Below are 19,006 nucleotides of genomic sequence, written 5' to 3' on the forward strand. Positions count from 1 at the left end.
AAAACTCTCCTAATTCATCAATGCCGTATGCAGGCTGTTTAATCTGCCTTGCACCGACAAATCCAATACTTGGTCACCAACTTCTACTTTTACGCCACCAATCAATTCCGGGGCAACCACCTGACGCGCTTTCAACCGGCTTTTGAAATGGGCTTCCATATCTAAAACGACTTGTGTAAATTGTTGTTCGTCAATGGGATAAGCCGTATATACAGTGGCCTCTTTTATGTCGTTTAGGGACAAAGCATAGTCTTGGAATAACGTATAAATTTCTGGCAAAACTGTTAAGCGTTTGTTCTGCGCTAACAGAAAGATGAAATTTTTTAATTCATCAGCCGGCGTAAAATCCACTAATGACAGGATTTGTTTTGCCTTTTCTGTGTATTCGCATTCCGGCTCGTCAATCAGTAACTGCACTTTAGGTTGCAGAATAATTTCAGCCAGTGTTTTCAGTTCGTCCAACCAAGACTCAATTTGATTCTGTTCTTGTGCCAGACTGAATAATGCCTTTGCATATGGTCTGGCTATGGTTGCGAACTCAGCCATGGGATTACAGCTCCTGTTTCAGGTTCGCCAGTAAATCAGCGTGACGTGAAGGATTAACTTCGCTGCGCAGGATAGATTCGGCACCTTTAACAACCAAATCAGCTACCTGCTGACGCAGTGCTTCACGGGCTCTGTTGGCTTCCTGCTCAACATCAGCTTTTGCCTGAGCCATGATACGGGCAGCTTCTTCTGATGCCTGCGTTTTGGCATCTTCAACAATCTGCGCGGCACGCTTTTCCGCATTGGCCACCATTTCGGAGACCTGACTGCGACCCTCGGCTAAGATATCAGCAACACGTTTTTCCGCCTGAGCAAAATCGTTTTTCCCGCGTTCGGCAGCAGCCAAACCTTCGGCAATTTTGTCGGCACGGGCATCAAGTACTTTGACAATGGGCGGCCATACGAATTTCATCGTAAATAGCACAAACATGACAAAAACGAGTACTTGTGCAATTAGGGTTGCATTGATATTCACGATTAAACCTTTAGAATTTGTGTTTATTAATTAAAACAGTTAACAACCAGCAAATCCAAGTTTATCAGCCGCCAATTTTGGCAAAGTATAAGAATGATACGCCCAGGGAGATAATGAACGCAGCATCAATCATACCCATGATAATGAAGAATTTACCCAGCAATGAGTTCATTAATTCAGGCTGACGGGCAGAAGATTCCATGTATTTTGCACCCAGCATACCAATACCGATAGAGGCACCCATTGCAGAAATACCAATCATCAGACCACAAGCGATAGCGATTAAACCACCCATTTACTTAACTCCTTAAATATAAAGAAAAGAGAATACTACAACAAATAAACTGACCCTTAATGGGAATCGTGAGCCTGACCCAGATAAACAAAAGTCAGTACCATAAAGAGATAGGCCTGCAGGGCGATTACCAGAATATGGAATATAGCCCATGCCAGACCTGCAATAATCTGCAGGATAAACAGCACAACATCACTGACACCGGCGGCACCGGACATACCCCATGCACCACCCATTAAGGCAATAACCATAAACAGAATTTCACCGGCATACATGTTACCGAACAGTCGCATACCATGTGAAAGGGTTTTGGAGAAAAACTCAATAATATTCATCAGAAAGTTTGGGATAAACAACCAAACTTTGTTACCGAACGGCGCACTGAATAATTCATGAATCCAGCCACCCAGCCCCTTGATTTTAATATTATAAACAATACATAAAAACAAGACTGAAATAGCCATGGCCATGGTGGTATTCAGATCGGCGGTAGGCACTACACGCAGATAAGCATGATGATCACCGGTAGCATGCTGCCATGCCCATGGCAGTAAATCCACCGGCAATAAATCCATGATATTCATGAAGAGAATCCACATGAATACAGTCAGCCCCAGAGGAGCAATAATCTTACGAGATTTCTCGTTATGAATCATATCTTTGCAGATACCACTAACGAATTCAATTAGCAGCTCAATTGCAGCCTGAAAACGGGTTGGCACATCTGCTTTCATACGTCTGGCTGCTATAAACAAGATAGCAGAAGCGATTACACCGGTCAGAATGGAAAAGAATAGTGTATCCAGATTGAGAAATGAGAAATCAACCATATTTGTCTGATAATCTGGTGATTTCTGGGTGTAATTAATTAAGTGATGGCTAATATATTCGCCCGGAGTCATCTCTGTGCCGCTCATAATAACAATCTTTTTCTAAATGTGAACAATCCAGCCTGACTGACCAGTATTAGTCCTGTCAGGAAAGCAAACCAGTTAACAGCGGAATAGCATACATACACCAGCAACATCATCAGGCATATCATCAGAATTTTGCTAATCTCGGCCATTAACAGTGTTGCAGGTAATAGCGCCGGTAATTTTTTTGCAGCAATAATAGTTAATATCGCCAGTAATGTAGGTATCAGGTAACTCAACCCACCCAATACTGCTGACCAGATAGCAGAATAATTCCACAACCACGCGGACACGCAAACTGCGGCAAACAACATGACTGTTTGCCAAAACATGATCCACTTCATTCTGCTACCCTGAAAAACACTTCGGTAAGCTGCGATAATATAATCAACTAATACAATATCGTCAAGTAATTTTGTGAAATTTTGTTAAATTAACTACACCTAATTAATTAATTTTTCTATATATTTCTACAAAATTGCTTAAACTGATAACCCAACTAAACAATTTTGCCACAGTTAATTTCTGTTTGCATGAATTATTCTAGTCCTAGTTTCTGTAATAAATGACTTAAAGTTTCCGGATTATCAAATTGCAGAATAATCCGGCCGCTGCGCTGATTTTTACTTTGTACCTGCACAGGCACAGAAAAACGCTGCTCAAGCGCCGCTTCTATTTGTTGAACTTCACTGCTTTTTTCTGCCGGATGACGTTTGGCAGTCTCCGGTTTGGCCTGAATTTGCTGACAGCGACGTTCAACTTCCCGCACTGACCAGCCATTTTGTACCGCTTTCTGTGCCAGGTCAATCTGTTGGATTACCGACAGAGTTAATAAAGCTCTGGCATGTCCCATTTCCAGCTGACGGCCATACATCAGATCCTGAACCGGTTGAGGAAGATTAAGTAAACGGAGACTGTTAGAAATACTGCTGCGGCTGCGACCGACTGCTTTGGCTACTGTATCATGTGTAAGTCCGAATTCATCTACCAGACGTTTCAACCCCTGGGCTTCTTCGATAGGATTCAGGTTCTGCCGCTGGATATTTTCAATCAGCCCCATTGCCAGCGCAGCTTCATCGGTAATGCTTTTGATGACTACAGGTATTTCCTGCAACCCGGCAAGCTGAGCAGCACGCCAGCGACGCTCACCAGCGATAAGTTCGTACTGATGCAGCCCCATTTCACGTACGATTACTGGCTGAATAACGCCCTGAGCACGAATTGAATCAGCCAGTTCCTGTAACCCTTCATCATCAATCTGGGTTCGAGGCTGATAACGCCCGGGAATAATATCTGTAACTGCTACTGTTGTTAAACGATCCCCTCCGGTAATATCGCTACCGGAACCAAGCAGGGCATCCAGTCCTGCACCCAAACCTTTTGCTTTTACCATGTATCGCTCTTTAATTTCCGGATTAACACCACATTGTGGCAAAGGCTGTTATTACATAAATACATTTAATTTATGCTTATTAACTGCTTATTTGCTGGTACGCAGCAATACCTCATCAGCAAGTGCCAGATAGGCTCTGGTACCAGTGGCACGAGGATCATATTGCAAGGCCGGCATGCCATGGCTTGGTGCTTCAGCCAGACGTATATTACGCGGAATCGGTGTACTGAACAGCTTATCGGGAAAGTGGGTACCCAGCTGTTCGTCCACCTGTTTTGCCAGCAAACTGCGCGGGTCGTACAGGGTACGGACAATACCTAAAATATCCAGTTGCGGATTGATGGCCTGGCGGATTTTACGAACTGTGGCAATCAGATCAGAAATACCTTCTAGTGCATAATACTCACACAACATGGGTACAATAATGTGCTGTGCTGCAACCAGACCGTTAATGGTTAATAAAGTCAGTGTCGGCGGGCAGTCAATGATAATGTAATCGTACTGGTCTGCCACCTGTGCCAGTGCATTTTTCAGGCGCATTTCCCGCGCCAATTCCTGCACCAGCTCCACCTCAGCACCTGCCAGAGCACGATTAGCAGGCAAAACATCAAAGCCGCCATGCTGAGCAGAAGTAATGGCCTGCTGAATAGTTTCATTACCAAGCAACACAGCATAAACTCCGCTGGTTACATTGGCTTTATTAATGCCACTACCAGTCGTGGCATTACCCTGAGGGTCGAGATCAACTATCAGAACTCTGGACTTTTTTTCCACCAGCGAAGCGGCCAGATTAACTACGGTTGTAGTTTTACCTACCCCGCCTTTCTGGTTGGCTACTGCAATAATATGCGCACTCATGCACTTTCTTTCTTGCGTACCAGAACCATATGCCGCTCTGCATCCAGATGCGGTACACTGAGTTTATCTACCCGGATCAGCTCTGCATTTTCAGGTAACCGTTCAATTTCTTCATAGGGATAAACTCCCTTCATAGCCGCCCAGTAACCGCCTTTTGCCATCAACTGTTTAGTGATGGTAACAAAATCATTCAATTCAGCAAAAGCCCTGCTGGTAATGACATCGAACTGCTCACCAACCATGGCTTCTACCCGTGCCGTTATAACCTGCACATTACTTAAGCCCAGCTCGATTACTGCCTGTTGTAGGAATGATGTTTTTTTGCTGTTAGCATCAAGCAGGGCGACTGCCAAATCAGGGCGTGCTATAGCTACGGGTATGCCCGGCATACCACCGCCGCTGCCTACGTCAATCAGGCCTCTGGCATGCTCTACATAAGGCAAAAGAGTGAGGCTGTCGAGAATATGATGACTGATAACATCCTGATCATTGCGCAGTGCAGTCAGATTGTAGGTACTATTCCATTTTTTCAACAGCTCTACAAAGGCCAGTAATTGTAATTGCTGCGGAACAGTCAGTTCGATATTCATCTGCTGCAAACCTTGTTGCAACATAGTTTTCATGTCATTCATATTTTTTTGCTCCCTCAAAACCCCGTTTCAGATGCACCATCAGTAATGCGACTGCCGCCGGTGTGATACCGGATATACGTGAAGCCTGTCCAACTGTTTCGGGACGAAATTGATTCAGTTTTTGTTGTACCTCTGCGGAAAGGCCTTTTACCAGTGTGTAATCAATGCTGGCCGGTAATTTTAGTTTTTCCAGATTCTGACGGTGGCTGATTTCTTCATTTTGCCGCTCAATATAACCCTGATATTTGGCCTGAATTTCTACCTGCTCAGCCGCATCGGCTTCAAGTACTTCTTGCTGTGCATTAGGTAAAGTCATTAAGTCAGCATAGCTGACATTGGGCCGGCGCAGCATATCCAGCAAACTGGATTCTTTACTCAATGGCTGACCCAGCACCCGCTGCTGATCACTCAGTGGCAGATTCAATGGTGTATACCATGTGTGGCTCATGCGTTGCAGTTCGCGCTCAACTGCTTCCTGTTTTCGCTGAAATATTTGCCATTGCGCATCATTTACCAGACCAACAGCTCGTCCCAGACCGGTCAGACGCATATCAGCATTATCTTCACGCAATTGCAGACGGTATTCGGCACGGCTGGTAAACATGCGGTACGGCTCAGTAACGCCTTTAGTAATCAGATCATCCACCAGTACACCTAAATAAGCCTGATCACGTTGCAATACGAGTGGTTCAGCTTCACGCAGATATAATACAGCATTGGCTCCGGCAAGTAAGCCCTGAGCGGCGGCTTCTTCATAGCCGGTAGTACCGTTAATCTGTCCGGCAAAAAACAGTCCGGCTATATTTTTGGTTTCGAGACTGGCCTTGAGATTACGCGGATCAAAGTAATCATACTCAATGGCATAACCAGGGCGCAGGATATGTGCATTCTGCAATCCGGGCATTGAATGCACCAGCTTTAACTGAATATCAAACGGCAGACTGGTAGAAATACCGTTCGGATAATATTCGTGTGTTTTCAGCCCTTCAGGTTCCAGAAAAATCTGATGGCTTTCTTTATCGGCAAAACGATTGATTTTATCTTCTATAGAAGGGCAGTAACGTGGACCGACTCCCTCAATCTTACCGGTAAACATCGGGCTGCGGTCGAAACCGCTACGGATAATATCATGGGTGTGACTATTAGTATGAGTAATCCAGCAGGAAATCTGCTGCGGATGTATCTCCCGGCTGCCACGTACTGAAAATACTGGTGCCGAATTGTCGCCCGGTTGTTCTTTAAGCTGGCTGAAATCAATACTGCGTCCATCAATTCTTGGCGGAGTACCGGTTTTCAGACGTCCCTGCGGCAAATTCAGCTCTTTCAGACAGCCTGATAAACGCTGTGCAGCCGGATCTCCAGCACGGCCACCGGCATAGTTTTCCAGACCAATATGAATTTTACCAGCCAGAAAGGTACCAGCCGTCAGCACCACCGCACGACTACGGAATATAACACCCATTGCCGTCATTACTCCGACAGCACGGCCATGTTCCACAACAATATCTTCTACCTGCTGCTGAAATAATTGCAGGTTCGGCTGATTCTCCAGCATGGAACGGATAGCTGCTTTATACAGAATGCGGTCGGCCTGTGCCCGTGTTGCACGTACTGCGGGTCCTTTTGATGCATTCAGGCGACGAAATTGAATACCTCCGTAATCAGCGGCCAGCGCCATTGCTCCGCCCAGCGCATCCAGTTCGCGCACCAGATGACCTTTGCCGATGCCGCCGATAGACGGATTACACGACATTTGTCCCAGAGTTTCGATATTGTGGGTAAGTAATAATGTTTGCGCACCCATGCGCGCAGCGGCCAAAGCCGCCTCTGTACCGGCATGTCCGCCGCCCACCACAATTACATCGTATTCAATCGGATAATTCATTTGACAACAGTTGATTCCATAGCATTGTTTTTTCAAGAAACAATGCCTGAGCAAAATAGTGCTATTTTACGCGAGCTGTTGCCATTTGTCAGGCATGTAAAAATGCAAAGAGATTTTCCACCCCGGCAGTTATTGCAGCCTGTCTGTTTTAACGGCCGTGCACACCCTGCCATGCGGCATCCAGTCTGGTACCGGCTGCCTGTAATGCAGCATCAGCTTGCTGGCGCTGAACATCAGCCTGATTAAAATCATTTTGCAGACGGGTAACATTATCCTGTGCATTTTTCAGCTGTAACTGCGCCGATTGCAACTGAGTTTGCAATTGCAATGCTTTACTCTGGCTGGCACTTTGTGCTGACAGTGCTGCCTGATAAGCTTTCTGAGCACTGAGTAATTCAACATCGGCAGGAGATTCAGCCCATGCCGTAACCGCCAGACCTAAAATCAACCACAAGCTATATTTTACTTTCATGCCTGCTAACTTTCTTAATCAGAATTAATCTTAATTAGAATTAATGTGCACATACATGCTGATATTGCTGTTCGGAAGCTGAACCACTGGTAATACCCATCGGGCGCAAATCTGTTTCACCAAAATGATCCTGACGAATCAGTTCGCCATGCGCATCCAGCAACTCTACATCAAGCACCCGGAATATTTTACGATTACAGTCAATCTGCGTTGTACTCAGTGCGGTTTTATAAGCCGGTGTATTACTGTAATACTGCTGTTTAGGGTCGATAACAGTTTTGCGATCGCGGAAAGTAACCAGATTACCCTGGCGTTTAATACTGCCGCTATCAAGCGCATACTGGATATTACCACTGGCGGATACACCAAGCTCAACCCAGCTGCCGCTGGCTTTCGGAACATTGGTGGTAGTACATGCAGCCAGAATAGCACAAACAGCCAAACTGGTTATCAGGTGACGGAAATAAATGATTTTCATGCTAATTCCTTGCAACAGCCATCAGGTAACTGTCGGAAATAAAGGTAAATTGCAGTACAATACCCGTTTCAGATTAAATGTAACAGGTGTTTTGTGACCCATGCCGAGCAAATTTTACACGATGTTTTCGGCTATCCGGAATTTCGCGGACAACAGGCAGAAATTATCGACACAGTAGCCAGCGGTCATAATGCACTGGTACTGATGCCTACCGGCGCGGGCAAGTCTTTATGTTATCAAATTCCGGCATTAATGCGCGATGGTGTCGCTATTGTGATTTCACCACTGATCGCACTGATGCAGGATCAGGTTACAGCTCTGAATGTCAATGGTATTTCTGCCGCCTGTGTACACGGAGGCACGAGTAGTGAAGAGATACAGCGCATTGCTGATGAAATCGCGACTGAGCATCTGAAGCTATTATATGTAGCACCGGAACGTCTGGTTATGCCGCGTTTTTTACAGTTTTTACATAATACCCGTATTAGCCTGTTTGCGATTGATGAGGCTCATTGTGTCAGCCAGTGGGGACATGATTTTCGTCCTGAATATCAGCAACTGAGCATTCTGGCAGACGAATTTGCCGATATTCCGCGTATTGCCCTTACTGCCACAGCAGATAATGCCACCAGAGCAGATATTCAGCACTATCTGGATTTAACAGACGCACGATTATTTGTTTCCAGCTTTAACCGCCCGAATATTGACTATCAGGTTATTGAAAAAAACAACGGTAAGAAACAGTTATTACAATTCATCCGCAGCCAGATGTCTGGAGAGAACGGTATTGTTTACTGTCTGTCACGCAAGCGTGTAGAAGATATTGCTGCTTTTCTAAGCGAAAACGGTCTGACCGCCCTGCCCTATCATGCCGGACTGGACTGGGATATACGCAGCCGGAATCAGCGTTGCTTCACACAGGAAGATGGCATTATTATTGTAGCAACAGTAGCATTTGGTATGGGTATAGATAAACCGGATGTACGTTTTGTTGCCCATCTTGATATGCCTGCCAGCATTGAACATTTTTATCAGGAATCAGGGCGTGCCGGCCGTGACGGCCTGCCTGCCACCAGCTGGTTGTGTTATGGCCTGAATGACTGGGTACTATTGCGCGAACGGATTGAGCTTGCTGAGCGCGATGAAGCACAAAAACGCATTGATTTACAAAAACTCGATGCCATGCTGGCCTTTTGTGAGACTGCAGACTGCCGCCGCCGGCTCTTGCTGCGCTATTTCGGAGAGGAAGGTGATTCCTGCGGACATTGCGACAACTGCACTGATCCGCCCAGCAGATTTGACGGCACTGTACTGGCACAAAAATTACTTTCGTGCGTGTATCGGGTAAAACAGCGTTTTGCTACCGGACATGTGATTGATGTTTTGCGCGGTCGCGAAACAGACCTGGTAATACGCTGCGGACACCAGCATTTATCTACTTTCGGTATAGGCAGTGAATTAACAGTTAAAGAGTGGCGTACAGTGGTACGGCAATGCGTTGCGTCAGGGTATCTGAATGTTGATATAGCCAATCAGGCATTACAGCTTACTGAGCAAGCACGGGCAGTATTAAAAAACCAGCAACAGGTCTGGCTGCGACCATTGAAGCATGATAAAACCCGCAACAATCGCAATACTGATACCTGGCTGCGTACTGAACGCGAAGAACGTCTGTGGCAAACGCTGCGCAACTGGCGTAAAGAACGCGCCAGCAAAAACAATGTACCAGCCTATACCATTTTTGCCGACCGGACATTACAGGATTTAGTCCGGCATCCGCCGGTCACACTGGCTGATTTAAACCATATTTATGGATTAGGTGAAAGTAAAATCAGAAATTTCGGTGCAGATATTCTGGCTCTGTGTCGCAAATGGGCGCAGTAGCAGTCAAAGCGTCTCTGCGATTCTGCTCATAAATCACTTATTTTTATACCTTTTATCTTTGCTTATCCGGTCATGATTCTGCCTTTATACCAGCAAAGCAAATAGTTTTTCATAACAGGTGATTATCGGCAAAATAACACCTGATTTTGCCTACTTTATGTGCATGAGAATGTCCGGTAATGCGGGCATTCTGCTGCCGGTATCCTGCCATTATCTGATTGTTATTTTTTATTTGTTTTTTGGCAATTTATCGCATCTATTCTAGGGTTCATTTACCCATCCATCTAATTATTTTGGCTGTATGCGTTTTTACAGCCATCACTTGTCTGCACATTTATAAAAGCATAGCAGCTCAATTTCGCCTGATAGGCATTCCTGCCTTTATCAGGCACCTACCATGCTCAAATTTATCTGTTATATAGATTCACTATCATTACCGATGGCAAACTGTATTGTTTACCCGGTTGTCAATTATAAGTATCCCCATCAGCCTTAACTTAGGCTACTTGCATAGCAATCATCAGATAATGACAATAAGCATATTACTGAAAATAAAATTATCTAATTCAGACCTGTTACCTTCTAACAGAGATTTCAGACGAGTTGGTTACAGACATCAGTATTTCAATCTCAAGCAAGAAATGACCATTTTTTACACTTTATTTTCAATAATATAAACCAATGATTTATCTATAATAAATAGCCATGTCAACCATGAATGATGCGCTATATCAAATAAATGTGAAAAATGCTGCTTTATTCATCATATAAATCCCATATATAGTAAAAAAAAGCGCAACAACAGCATTTAAACACTAAATATAGTATTTTTTTACATATAAGCACTGTGATCAGATAAATTGTTATTATTTAATAACAATGCAGTAACTGCTGCCGGTTATTACAGGCGGCAGAAGGATAATCAGCATGAAACCCATTGTAATTAAAAGAGATGGTTGTCACGTACCTTTTGATACAGCCCGCATCAAAGAAGCCATACAACAAGCAGCCAAAGCAGTACAGATTAACGATATCGATTATTGCCATCAGGTGGCAGAAAGTGTGGCCGGTCATCTTGCCGAGCGTAAATATATTGATATTCATGATATCCAGCAGGCTGTTGAAGACCAGTTAATGGCCGGACAGTACAAGGAGCTGGCCCGTGCGTATATTGAATATCGCCATTCCCGAGATGTGGCACGTGAATCACGCAGTCGTCTAAATCGTGAAATTCAGGGTTTGGTTGAACAAACCAACTTTAGTCTGCTCAATGAAAACGCCAACAAAGACAGTAAAGTTATTCCGACACAGCGCGATTTACTGGCCGGCATTGTCGCCAAACACTATGCACAGCAGCATTTGCTGCCACGCGATGTGGTACTGGCGCATGAACGGGGTGAAATCCATTACCATGATCTGGATTATGCGCCTTTTTTCCCGATGTTTAACTGCATGCTGATTGACCTGAAAGGCATGCTGACTAACGGTTTCAAAATGGGTAATGCCGAAATCGAGCAGCCGAAATCAATTGCCACTGCCACTGCGGTAACCGCACAGATCATTGCGCAGGTAGCCAGCCATATTTATGGCGGCAGCACCATCAACCGTATTGATGAAGTACTGGCTCCCTTTGTTCGTGCCAGCTACAACAAACATCTGGCAGTTGCAACTGAATGGCAGATTGCCAATGCAAACGAGTATGCACGTGCACGTACTGAAAAAGAGTGTTATGACGCCTTTCAGTCACTGGAATATGAAGTTAATACCCTGCATACGGCCAATGGTCAGACTCCTTTTGTAACCTTTGGCTTTGGTCTGGGCACAAGCTGGGAAAGCCGGCTGATACAAATCGCTATTTTACGCAATCGCCTCGCAGGCCTTGGTAAAAATGGCAAAACAGCCGTTTTCCCCAAACTGGTATTCAGCATAAAAGATGGTATTAACCACAAAGCCGGTGATATTAACTACGACATTAAACAACTGGCTCTGGAATGCGCTTCCAAACGTATGTATCCGGATATTCTTAACTACGATCAGGTTGTCGCTGTTACCGGTTCCTTCAAAACCCCGATGGGCTGCCGCAGCTTCCTTGGTGTCTATGAAGAAAACGGTAAGCAAATCCATGAAGGACGAAACAATCTGGGGGTTATCAGCCTGAATCTGCCCCGTATCGCCATAGAAACCAGATATGATGAAACACGTTTCTGGCAGTTACTGGATGAACGTCTGCAACTGTGCCGCAAAGCACTGATGACACGCATTGCCCGTTTTGAAAATGTCAAAGCCAGAGTGGCTCCGATTCTGTATATGGAGGGTGCCTGCGGGGTACGTCTGAATGCTGATGATTCAGTAGCTCAAATATTCAAAAACGGCCGCGCCTCAATTTCACTGGGCTATATCGGTCTGCACGAAACCATTAATGCCCTGTATGGTACCGAAAAACATGTTTTTGATAGTGAAACCCTGCGCGAGAAAGCCATTGCTATCGTACAAAAACTGCGTGACACTGCCGACCGCTGGAAAGCCGAAACCGGTTATGGTTTCAGCCTGTACAGCACACCCAGTGAAAACCTGTGTGATCGCTTCTGCCGGCTTGATACTGCCGAATTCGGGGTTATCGATGGAGTGACCGATAAAGGTTACTATACCAACAGCTTCCATCTGGATGTTGAGAAAAAGGTTAATCCTTACGATAAAATCGATTTTGAAGCACCCTATCCGAAAATGGCCAGTGGCGGTTTTATCTGCTACGGGGAATATCCGAATTTACAGCACAATCTTAAAGCATTAGAGGACGTGTGGGACTACAGCTACCGTTACGTTCCCTATTACGGAACCAATACACCGATCGATGAATGCTACGACTGTGGATTCAGCGGTGAATTTTCCTGTACCAGTAAAGGTTTTGTCTGCCCGAAATGTGGCAATCATGATCCTGCACGGGTATCCGTTACCAGACGTGTATGCGGTTATCTGGGCAGTCCGGATTCCCGCCCGTTTAATGCTGGCAAACAGGAAGAGGTTAAACGACGGGTCAAACACCTTGGTCAGCAATGTGGTGCACTGTAAGTATGAATTATCATCAGTATTATCCGGTTGATGTTGTCAACGGTCCCGGAACCCGCTGTACACTGTTCGTAGCCGGCTGTGAGCACAAATGCCGGGGCTGCTATAACGCCACCACATGGCGGACAGATTCCGGTAAGCCATTTGACCAGCAGATGGAAGATTTGATTATCAGCGACCTTAACGACAAACGTATTGTGCGTCAGGGTCTGTCGCTCACCGGCGGGGATCCGCTGCACCCGCATAACCTGAATGCCATCCTGAAACTTGTCAGACGGGTGCGGCAGGAAACCGAACATAAAGACATCTGGTTATGGACAGGCTACACGCTGGCAGAATTATCACCGGCGCAAATACAAGTTGTAAATGAAATCAACACTCTTATCGACGGTAAATTCATACAGGAACTGAAAGATCCGGCATTAGTCTGGCGCGGCAGCAGTAACCAGCAGATTCATTACCTGCATCCGGTATAATTCAACCATTTGGCACCATTGTAGTTACCAGATTAATTCTGCATAACAGCAATGGTGCTTCTTTACCCCTTGCTGCCAGAAAATTTTTCTAATAAACCAGTCAATTATTTTACTCGCTTGTTCTCAGACTGCCCGAAATGGCATAAAATTCGCATATTGCAAGTAAAATTCTGGGATAATTTACCTTTAATATTCTGGTTTAAACAATCAAAACACATTCGTCTTAGTGCTGCCAAATCACCAGAGCAGTACAAATTTACTCAATTAAACCGTAGACAACACTACCTGCATCTATTCTGAGCATATTGGTGGTCAATTAATAGTGACATACGGTTTTACTTACCCGGATACACATGGACAATACCAATGAGCATAATTGATGTAACTGACAGACGCGCCGAAACTCAGGCAATGCTGGATAAAGCAGATCTATTGTTTGACCGCAGAACCTGTGAAACCAGGCTGGAGCAAATGGCTGCGGACATCACTGCAGCATTAAGTGATAAATACCCGCTGGTATTACCAGTAATGGGTGGGGCAGTTGTTTTCACCGGAAAATTACTGCCATTACTGCGTTTTCCGCTGGATTTCGATTACATCCATATTTCCCGCTACGGTGATAAACTAAAAGGTGGTAATTATCAGTGGCTGCGTGCCCCGCAGAATGCGGTAGTCGGACGCCACATTCTAGTGCTGGATGATATTTTGGATGAGGGACATACACTGGCAGCCGTAAAAAAACAGATACTGGAAATGGGTGCAGCCAGCTGTTCTACAGCTGTTTTTGCCAACAAACTGATTGGCAAAGAAAAGCCAATTATGGCTGATTTTGTCGGACTGGATGTTCCCAATCGTTATGTTTTCGGGTATGGCATGGATGCTGAAGGTAAATGGCGTAATCTGGACGAAATTTACGCTCTGGCTGAGTAATCGTTACGAACAGGATCTATATTCGGTCACAGTAATCTATATACTGTGACCATCTGTTTTAATGATATTTCTCACTTCTCTTAATGCCAGTAACATTGATAAAACAAATTTTATTACTATTGCAAATATAATCACTATTCTTGAATACTTCATCTAAAAAATTATGCCGATTTAAATGCAGAATTAATTCTCACAGATATTTATAAATTTTTATTAATATTTTTATAAAATAAAAACCGAACTATATTGAAATAAAAATATTTAAAAAAATAATTATTTATATAATATTTTTATTCTTTACATTTATTATTATAATTTATTTTTAAATTTACATTATATATTAATAATATTATTTAATTAACGAATTGTTGACAAATTTAATTATCCGCCAGTATGATGATAGTACCGTATTAAATAGTACGGTCAGCTCTGGAAGGCTGTTTATCAGACAGATAAACCATTGATATTTTTATATTATGGTTTTTTCATATTCTGTTTACCAAGTCATTGACATACCTTTCGATGGTAGACAATGGCAGGGAGGCTTTACGCCTGCCGGTTCTGATTAACGGTCTTCCAGCCTTGCCATTCTTCTACCGCCCGATGCGTCTGGAAGCGCATAGCGGTTTGGTTAGAATAATCAGGAAAGGCAGTGTCTATGACTACTTTTTCGGCGGGAAACCGCCATTTTGAAGCGTATATGTTACGCCTGTTTCCGCCAGCGATGGTTCCAATCATCAATACGCAGGTTTTACCAGTTTTTTTTATATCAATTTGCGTAAAAACAACATTTTTATATTTGATATACACTCATTTATCAGATATGAACTGAAATACCTTAAAAAAGTGATTAATTAGGCAGTCAAGCCTGACAACTCAACTAATTGAGTATTATAATCAGTAATGCAATAATTAGTTTTTTATAACATATTATATTTACTGTATTTAGTATTTTTTGTATTAATTGCTACGATTATCTGATTGTAGAAAGGGGATTAAAAATGGTTCAACAAAAGGATTATCTAAACAATTTAAGATAATGTCATCACAGAATCTCTGATTCTGGTCATTATCTATAACCGGTTTGTTTGTCTATGTTTCCTGGTTCTTTAGCTTTTTAAGGGGCGGAACCAGGCTTTTTGCATTCTGAACTATCGTTTTTACTGCTATACCGCCCTAGTATCTTTTATTGCCTCATCGCTTTATGCCCTTCATCACGTAATTGCAATATTTTCTTACCCTCCGCTTTAGCCTGTACCATCTTTCCCGCTTTAACCAGATTATTGGTTTTATCAATTTCTGCAATCAATTTATCCATCTCAGCATAGTATGCTCTCAATTTTGGATTATTCGGTGCAGCATTTTCCAGACCGGAAGGTTTTTTTGCTTTAGCAGCCACGGCAGCAGCACGCATACTGGCCAGAGCTTTACTGGCATCTGCGACTGTTTGCGCTGAATTAAAACGCGCATAACTCATATTAATAGCACTCATATAAACGTTTACGCCATTCGCCTGAACAGTCATCACTGATAGTATCAGTGATAATAACAATATCCCTGCAGAGAGAAATTTTTTGGTTGCCATCTGACTTTCCTGTTCCTCAGTTAATCCTAAACATTTTATATATAAAACAGCGCAGAGTTTGATAATACCGTATCAAGTAAATGACAAGCTTTGCACCTGAATCAGCTTACGTAAAAAGTGATCACAGCGTTCAAGCTGCTCCAGTTCTATATATTCATCAGCCTTATGAGCCACTGTAATACTACCGGGACCACATACAACAGTATTGATACCACTATTCTGAAACTGGCCGCCTTCAGTCGCATAGGCCACTTTGGCCTGCTGTTTATTATCCACTAGTTGAGTAATCAAGGCATGCAGCTGCTGATTATTTGCGTCATTTAAAGCAGGTACCTGTACATTATGGGTTAGCTTAATTGATGCTTCCGGTACCACTGCCTGCATAGCGGGTAAAAGGGTCGTTGCAATATATTGCCGAATCGGTTCAGTCAGCTCTTCTACCGTCATATGCGGCAAATTACGATAATCAAATTCAAAGGTACAATAATCCGGCACAATATTAATAGCAGTACCGCCACGAATCAGGCCGGTTGAAACAGTAGCAAACGGGACATCAAAAGCATGATCCAAATCAGACCGCTGTTGTAATTGCTGAGCCAGCTGGTTGATAAATACAATCAGACGGGCTGCATATTCAATTGCATTCACACCATCAGGCGTGAGCGAAGAGTGGGCATTTTTACCATGTACTTCACAACAGAAAGTATGAATCCCTTTGTGGGCTACTACCATTTGCATGGATGTAGGTTCACCAACAATACAGGATTGCGGCTGCAAACCTCTTTTTTCCAGCTCAGCCAGCATCACCGGTGCACCAAGACAGCCGACTTCTTCATCAAAAGACAAAGCAATATGTAATGGGACTTTCAGCTTTGCCTTCTGCATGTCTGGAACCGCAGCCAGTACACTGGCAATAAAACCTTTCATGTCACTACTGCCACGACCATATACGCGGCCATCGCGTATATTTGCTGCAAACGGATCTGATAACCATTTTTGCCCGTCTACCGGCACAACATCAGTATGACCGGAAAGTACTATCCCACCGGAAGTACTGCCATTAGCAGCCGGGATAGTGACAAACAGATTGGCTTTATCCCCCTTTTCATTATGTGCCAGCCATGGCGACAGTTTACGGCTCTCCAGATGATCGGCCACATAATTAATCAAGGCCAGATTACTCTGACGGCTGGTGGTATCAAAAGCAATCAGCTGACATAACCAGCTAAGTGTATCCACGGCAAATCTCCGGTTAACTCTAGTTAAACCATAGCATATTTTATGCTTTTAGCGTAACCAATACATAAAACAAAATCCTCTTCGACGCTGATAATAGCTACAATAGCTATTTATGGAAAGGTATAACAGATGAGACAGCAATTTGACTTAGCCGGACATCCGCATGTTGCACTATGTGATCTGCTCAAACTGGCCGGGCTGGCAGAAAGTGGCGGCAGAGCCAAACAATTGATTTCCGAAGGTAAAGTACTGCGCAATCAGCAGCCGGAAACCCGTAAAACCGCGAAAATCGTTGCCGGAGACAATATCCGGTTGGGTGACAGTGAAATCAATGTCATTAATAGTGAGTTATGAGCGCACCGGAATTATTAACTCCGCCAGTACCACCGGAAGACTGGGAATGCTGCAATAGTGACTGTGGTGATGCCTGTGTCTGGCAAATTTATTACCGCGAAAAAGCTTCATATGAAGCGATGCAGGCACAGTTGTCTACATCATCTTCTAATAACGAAAAAAGCTCATGAGTATTGATTTACATTGTCATTCCACGGTTTCTGATGGCGCACTGACGCCAGCCGAAGTTGTCCTGCGTGCTTCTGCTAATGGTTGCAGATTGCTGGCATTAACAGACCATGACCATACCGGCGGTCTGGCCGCCGCGCATGCACAGGCCAAGCAGTCAGGAATCACTTTGATTAACGGGGTGGAAATCTCAGTAAGCTGGCGCGGACGTACTATACATATTGTCGGTCTGAATATATCTCCGGAAGATGAAGTATTACAAACTTTACTCGGACGTCTTCGCAGCGGCCGTTTACAGCGTCTACAGGCTATTGCCGATAAGCTGGCTAAAAAAGGAATTAGTGATGCTTATGAAGGTACACTGGCACTTGCTACGAATATAGATATGGTAACACGTACGCACATTGCTGATTTTTTAGTCCAGTCCGGCCATGTAAATAAAAAAGCTGATGCATTTCGCAAATATCTTGGTGACGGCAAATCCTGCAGTGTTAAACATCAGTGGGCAGAATTGGCTGAGGTTGTTACTGCTATCCGGCATGCAGGCGGAATTGCAGTTATTGCGCATCCAATGCGCTATGAGCTGTCTGCTACTGCACGCCGCAATCTGTTCAGTGATTTTAAGGCTTGTGGTGGCGAAGCGATTGAAGTGCATAGTGGGCGTTCTAATCTGAACGATAGACTGAACTATGCCTTACTGGCACAACAATTCGATTTTTTAGCCAGTTGTGGCAGTGATTTTCATCGTGATGGTGATTTTGGTGGTGGCCTGCTCGGCTGCTGTCCTGAACTACCACCTATCTGTAAACCAGTATGGGATCATTTAGCTGATTAACCGTATTATCTCTGATAGATTTTAAATCAAACAAGGTATTTCAAGTTTGTTTCAGTTATAAACCAATCACAAAATGTTTGATTATAATATGCCAATATACTATAAAAGGCGTAATTATTGTTTTTTGTATATTCTGTGCCTATACAGAATATTTTTACATTTAAATATGCAAAAATCATATAAAAATTCAGATAATAAGAATTAAACAATAAATCAAGTTTTTATTGCCTGTACAGAAATAGCCAGTATGACCGGGAAAGTAAGATATATACGGAAATCCGCTTTAAAAAATATTAATTGTCTATCAATTTTGCTGAAAAAACGTACAGTCTTATTACTTACCAGATATGTGTGCTTACTTCGCTTTTAATGTTAATGAATAATTGACCTATTACAGATAAATTTATTTTATTTATATATTATAAATAGTGTTTCTTAATAGGCATTATCATCCCAATAAAATGTAAAATATATCTAAATATACAATACTTTAATATCAAATTATCTACAAAATAAAATAA

21 protein-coding genes are annotated in these 19,006 nt (G+C 43.5%); 8 read left to right on the forward strand and 13 right to left on the reverse strand.

Going from position 1 to position 19,006, the window contains the following annotated elements; translation table 11 throughout:
- Window positions 1-9: 9 nt before the first annotated feature.
- The 11 genes from GY065_RS11620 to GY065_RS11670 form a co-directional block, all read right to left on the reverse strand.
- Window positions 10-546 (reverse strand): F0F1 ATP synthase subunit delta, encoded by a 537-nt coding sequence (locus tag GY065_RS11620; RefSeq protein ID WP_078475494.1) that lies wholly within the window; start codon window positions 544-546, stop codon window positions 10-12.
- A 4-nt stretch (window positions 547-550) separates the two neighbouring features.
- Window positions 551-1,021: a F0F1 ATP synthase subunit B gene (locus tag GY065_RS11625; RefSeq protein WP_025331626.1), complete on the reverse strand. Its 471-nt coding sequence runs from the start codon at window positions 1,019-1,021 to the stop codon at window positions 551-553.
- A gap of 64 nt (window positions 1,022-1,085) precedes the next feature.
- The gene (atpE, locus tag GY065_RS11630; protein WP_025331627.1) at window positions 1,086-1,316 is read right to left on the reverse strand and encodes a F0F1 ATP synthase subunit C; all 231 of its coding nucleotides are present in this window, start codon (window positions 1,314-1,316) and stop codon (window positions 1,086-1,088) included.
- A 56-nt stretch (window positions 1,317-1,372) separates the two neighbouring features.
- A complete protein-coding gene (gene atpB / locus GY065_RS11635; protein WP_025331628.1) occupies window positions 1,373-2,233 on the reverse strand; it encodes a F0F1 ATP synthase subunit A in 861 nt (286 codons plus the stop codon).
- Window positions 2,230-2,562, reverse strand: a complete 333-nt coding sequence (locus GY065_RS11640) for an ATP synthase subunit I (protein WP_172338527.1) — start codon at window positions 2,560-2,562, stop codon at window positions 2,230-2,232. The genes atpB and GY065_RS11640 overlap by 4 nt, the downstream gene beginning before the upstream one ends.
- Before the next feature lie 206 nt (window positions 2,563-2,768).
- On the reverse strand, window positions 2,769-3,623 hold the full coding sequence (locus GY065_RS11645; protein ID WP_174834232.1) for a ParB/RepB/Spo0J family partition protein: 855 nt from the start codon (window positions 3,621-3,623) through the stop codon (window positions 2,769-2,771).
- Window positions 3,624-3,710: 87 nt separating this feature from the next.
- A complete protein-coding gene (locus tag GY065_RS11650; RefSeq protein ID WP_025331630.1) occupies window positions 3,711-4,481 on the reverse strand; it encodes a ParA family protein in 771 nt (256 codons plus the stop codon).
- Entirely contained in the window at window positions 4,478-5,113 is a 636-nt protein-coding gene (gene rsmG, locus GY065_RS11655) for a 16S rRNA (guanine(527)-N(7))-methyltransferase RsmG (RefSeq protein WP_174834233.1), read from the reverse strand. The genes GY065_RS11650 and rsmG overlap by 4 nt, the downstream gene beginning before the upstream one ends.
- Window positions 5,106-6,998 carry a tRNA uridine-5-carboxymethylaminomethyl(34) synthesis enzyme MnmG gene (gene mnmG / locus GY065_RS11660; RefSeq protein WP_174834234.1) on the reverse strand — a complete coding sequence of 631 codons (1,893 nt, stop codon included), beginning with the start codon at window positions 6,996-6,998 and terminating at the stop codon, window positions 5,106-5,108. Before mnmG ends, rsmG begins: the two co-directional genes overlap by 8 nt.
- A 148-nt stretch (window positions 6,999-7,146) precedes the next feature.
- Window positions 7,147-7,470 (reverse strand): hypothetical protein, encoded by a 324-nt coding sequence (locus GY065_RS11665; RefSeq protein ID WP_025331633.1) that lies wholly within the window; start codon window positions 7,468-7,470, stop codon window positions 7,147-7,149.
- 40 nt (window positions 7,471-7,510) lie between these two features.
- Window positions 7,511-7,948, reverse strand: coding sequence for a surface-adhesin E family protein (locus GY065_RS11670; RefSeq protein WP_174834235.1), 438 nt, complete (start codon window positions 7,946-7,948; stop codon window positions 7,511-7,513).
- Window positions 7,949-8,041: 93 nt separating this feature from the next.
- Here GY065_RS11670 and recQ point away from each other — a divergent pair, with 93 nt between their 5' ends.
- From recQ to GY065_RS11695, 5 genes are all read left to right on the forward strand, one after another.
- Window positions 8,042-9,832 carry a DNA helicase RecQ gene (recQ, locus tag GY065_RS11675; RefSeq protein ID WP_174834236.1) on the forward strand — a complete coding sequence of 597 codons (1,791 nt, stop codon included), beginning with the start codon at window positions 8,042-8,044 and terminating at the stop codon, window positions 9,830-9,832.
- A 927-nt stretch (window positions 9,833-10,759) separates the two neighbouring features.
- On the forward strand, window positions 10,760-12,901 hold the full coding sequence (gene nrdD / locus GY065_RS11680; RefSeq protein ID WP_174834237.1) for an anaerobic ribonucleoside-triphosphate reductase: 2,142 nt from the start codon (window positions 10,760-10,762) through the stop codon (window positions 12,899-12,901).
- Between the two features lie 2 nt (window positions 12,902-12,903).
- Complete coding sequence (gene nrdG / locus GY065_RS11685; RefSeq protein ID WP_084587387.1) at window positions 12,904-13,374, forward strand: anaerobic ribonucleoside-triphosphate reductase-activating protein; 471 nt, start codon at window positions 12,904-12,906, stop codon at window positions 13,372-13,374.
- Window positions 13,375-13,746: 372 nt separating this feature from the next.
- Entirely contained in the window at window positions 13,747-14,304 is a 558-nt protein-coding gene (locus GY065_RS11690) for a hypoxanthine-guanine phosphoribosyltransferase (protein WP_025331639.1), read from the forward strand.
- Between the two features lie 522 nt (window positions 14,305-14,826).
- On the forward strand, window positions 14,827-14,997 hold the full coding sequence (locus GY065_RS11695; RefSeq protein WP_174834238.1) for a hypothetical protein: 171 nt from the start codon (window positions 14,827-14,829) through the stop codon (window positions 14,995-14,997).
- A gap of 493 nt (window positions 14,998-15,490) precedes the next feature.
- Here the strand turns inward: GY065_RS11695 and GY065_RS11700 are convergent, their stop codons facing one another.
- Together GY065_RS11700 and argE are read right to left on the reverse strand one after the other, a co-directional pair.
- Window positions 15,491-15,889: a cytochrome b562 gene (locus GY065_RS11700; RefSeq protein ID WP_025331641.1), complete on the reverse strand. Its 399-nt coding sequence runs from the start codon at window positions 15,887-15,889 to the stop codon at window positions 15,491-15,493.
- 72 nt (window positions 15,890-15,961) lie between these two features.
- Window positions 15,962-17,128 (reverse strand): acetylornithine deacetylase, encoded by a 1,167-nt coding sequence (argE, locus tag GY065_RS11705; RefSeq protein WP_174834239.1) that lies wholly within the window; start codon window positions 17,126-17,128, stop codon window positions 15,962-15,964.
- Between the two features lie 129 nt (window positions 17,129-17,257).
- Between argE and GY065_RS11710 the strand changes: the two genes are divergently transcribed.
- From GY065_RS11710 to GY065_RS11720, 3 genes are read left to right on the forward strand one after another with little or no spacing between them, the layout of a single operon-like run.
- Window positions 17,258-17,482 carry an RNA-binding S4 domain-containing protein gene (locus tag GY065_RS11710; protein WP_174834240.1) on the forward strand — a complete coding sequence of 75 codons (225 nt, stop codon included), beginning with the start codon at window positions 17,258-17,260 and terminating at the stop codon, window positions 17,480-17,482.
- Window positions 17,479-17,652, forward strand: coding sequence for an oxidoreductase-like domain-containing protein (locus tag GY065_RS11715; RefSeq protein WP_174834241.1), 174 nt, complete (start codon window positions 17,479-17,481; stop codon window positions 17,650-17,652). The genes GY065_RS11710 and GY065_RS11715 overlap by 4 nt, the downstream gene beginning before the upstream one ends.
- Complete coding sequence (locus GY065_RS11720) at window positions 17,649-18,485, forward strand: PHP domain-containing protein (protein ID WP_174834242.1); 837 nt, start codon at window positions 17,649-17,651, stop codon at window positions 18,483-18,485. Before GY065_RS11715 ends, GY065_RS11720 begins: the two co-directional genes overlap by 4 nt.
- The last annotated feature ends 521 nt before the right edge of the window (window positions 18,486-19,006 follow it).

Source organism: Snodgrassella sp. ESL0323 (genome assembly GCF_013346865.1).
GTDB classification, from domain to species: domain Bacteria; phylum Pseudomonadota; class Gammaproteobacteria; order Burkholderiales; family Neisseriaceae; genus Snodgrassella; species Snodgrassella alvi.